Here is a 2,492-nt window from a genome sequence, read left to right as displayed (position 1 = left end):
TAATGGCTGGGTATCACCTGAACAATATGAACAACAATATTACCAAAACGAAAAAATGATAGAGGTGGGCACTGTCTAATATTTTTGCGAGGATCAAACATCAGTACCTAATACAAATGGTTCTTGAATCAAACCTACTTTACTATCATCAAAAAACCACATATCTAAATATTTGTAGGGTTTTATTATATTAATAACATTCATTTAATTATTCTTCTTTAGCGGAAACATTCTTAGTATATTCATGAGAGCAAAGAGAGATTTAGAATCTGGAGTCCAAATAGGTAATTTTTTATTTCCTACAAGTAAAATGTTACAATGGTATTTCAATTCATTAGTTGATATGCCAACTTTTTCTATATCCAGTAATTTTTTTATATCATCTAAATTTATTTCATATATATCATCATCATGATAACTAATAATTTTTTTAGTCGTTAGAATAGTCCACTGTTTATCAGTTCTGTCAGAAAATAAAAGCAATATTTCATCATCAGAATCAATATATTTTTCATAGTATTTTGATGAAGAGCTATTTTCACACTCTACCTTTCTTATAGAAACTAAACCAAATTGATTTAATTTCCATAAAATACGATCTTTATACCAATTTTTTTTATTCATATATTATTGTAAAATCCGTCTTTTTTGATTTTCCAAGCATGACTTTCCCTCCCATGAAAGGTTTACCATCCGCAACTCTCATATCCAGAAATTTCATCAGTTTTTCATTTGCAATATATCCCGCATTAACTTCAATTTTCTGTGCTCCTTTGGATTTTACATAATTAATTAATAATTTTATATCTGAATTATTAATTTTGCTTGTAATTTTAATTTCGGTTCTAGCAATACCATCATTAATATAAATATTATCTAAATCAATTCCAAGTCTCTCTGCTGCTTCGGTTAATAATTTATCTGATTTAACGATTTCTTTTGTATTTCCTGCAACCCCCTCAAACCCACTATTTCCAACCTTAACCAACCCTAACGGATCAATCCAATTTATCGGATCACTACCGGCATACTGATAACTATTTAAGCCACCTAGTATACCGAGCGGATCTTGGGTAATATACCTGCCTGCAAATGGGGCATAATAGCGATTAAGATTATAATGTAACTCCGTGTCTTCATCATAGTGCCATCTCCCTTGAAAAGGGGGGGATGGATTATAATATGAAAAGTATTAATATCTTTTTATTGAAATTTCTTTAAATTTATTTAATTTTTTATAATAAAAGATTGTCCTTTTCTTGGTAAAGGAGTATCCATTAGGACATTTAATTGACTTGTCCTGTTAGAAAAAGCTAGATATTCGGTATACAATTCACATTCATTAAGTTCGAAAGTAATAGTAACAGGGTTATTACTTACAATATTAAGTACCATACCTCCATAAGGTAGATTGATAGAAAATCCTGAAATTTCATAAACTTCATCCTTTTCGTCTAAGTGATAATCCCATGTCTGGTAGCATGAATCAAAAGGCAGTTTATTTTCTCCCCACATTACTGTATCCATACCTTTAATCTTACCAAATTCAACGTAAGCTTGTTTGATAAGAAGAATTACATCCTCATTTAAATTATGAAATTTTGGATTATCTTGTTTGTTTAATACTGAAATAATTTCATTATCCAGATTAAGTGTAAGATGAAAAAGGTTAAATTTAAGATCATTACATACATCACGATACAATGGGATATCAATGTAAGTGATTAAACTACTAATCCCCGAAGTATCTAGTGTTTCTGTTACTTTTTTTGTAATATCTAGTTTAATTTGCATATTATTCTCTCCTTAATATTACTTCATCTAATATTTTGCCATTCATTTTTTTTCCATCAGACAATTTATAATTATTGGATGATGTCTTTCTGCGTGAAATAATTTTTAAATTGAGTTTTTCTAAATTATCTGATTTAATTGCATTTCTAAAGTACTTATTAGCTTTTAAATTACCAAGCAATTTAATTTCGCCATCTTTTGATAAGATTCGTAATATTTCTGGATTCAGTGGGTCATAACGATATGGATTATCAATATTGATTTTAGCTTGGGAACCTGTTTTAACATTCGGTAGATTCATTGCATCTCCTTTATGTACAACTGATGTAGTTGGATTATAATCAATATTATAATACCCTTCTAATGGTGTTTTCCCTGCTCCGATATTAATTTTTCCATTAATATCAGCAGGTTTATCTGGATAATAGGGCAATTTTAATGGCTGAGAGCTCCCATCCAATCCTTTAATCAACCCTAACGGATCAACCCAATTTATCGGATCACTACCGGCATATTGATAACTATTTAGTCCGCCTAGTATACCAAGCGGATCTTGGGTGATATATCTGCCTGTAAATGGGTCGTAATAGCGATTAATATTATAATGTAAACCTTGATCCTCGCCAAAATATTAGACAGTGCCCACCTCTATCATTTTTTCGTTTTGGTAATATTGTTGTTCATATTGTTCAGGTGAT

4 protein-coding genes and 1 pseudogene are annotated in these 2,492 nt (G+C 30.1%); all 5 read right to left on the bottom strand.

Translation table 11 applies throughout. The features are described 5' to 3' along the window. Positions 1-204: 204 nt before the first annotated feature. Positions 205-624, bottom strand: coding sequence for a hypothetical protein (locus tag GQ593_RS13190; protein ID WP_160432449.1), 420 nt, complete (start codon positions 622-624; stop codon positions 205-207). Next, positions 617-988: a hypothetical protein gene (locus tag GQ593_RS13185; RefSeq protein WP_237397769.1), complete on the bottom strand. Its 372-nt coding sequence runs from the start codon at positions 986-988 to the stop codon at positions 617-619. The genes GQ593_RS13190 and GQ593_RS13185 overlap by 8 nt, the downstream gene beginning before the upstream one ends. Before the next feature lie 57 nt (positions 989-1,045). Then, positions 1,046-1,102, bottom strand: a pseudogene (locus GQ593_RS14360) (RHS repeat-associated core domain-containing protein); the annotation flags it as partial. Positions 1,103-1,227: 125 nt separating this feature from the next. Then, a complete protein-coding gene (locus tag GQ593_RS13180; protein WP_160432448.1) occupies positions 1,228-1,794 on the bottom strand; it encodes a hypothetical protein in 567 nt (188 codons plus the stop codon). 1 nt (position 1,795) lies between these two features. Further along, complete coding sequence (locus tag GQ593_RS13175) at positions 1,796-2,254, bottom strand: hypothetical protein (protein WP_237397768.1); 459 nt, start codon at positions 2,252-2,254, stop codon at positions 1,796-1,798. Positions 2,255-2,492 lie beyond the last annotated feature (238 nt).

The organism is Gilliamella sp. Pas-s25, from assembly GCF_009795885.1.
Classification (GTDB): Bacteria; Pseudomonadota; Gammaproteobacteria; order Enterobacterales; family Orbaceae; genus Gilliamella.
This window is presented reverse-complemented; position numbering and strand designations above follow the sequence as displayed.

Bases quoted from the DNA above. Each gene is read 5' to 3' on its own strand.
- GQ593_RS13180 (WP_160432448.1), bottom strand. From the start codon at position 1,794: ATGCAAATTAAACTAGATATTACAAAAAAAGTAACAGAAACACTAGAT.
- GQ593_RS13190 (WP_160432449.1), bottom strand. From the start codon at position 624: ATGAATAAAAAAAATTGGTATAAAGATCGTATTTTATGGAAATTAAAT.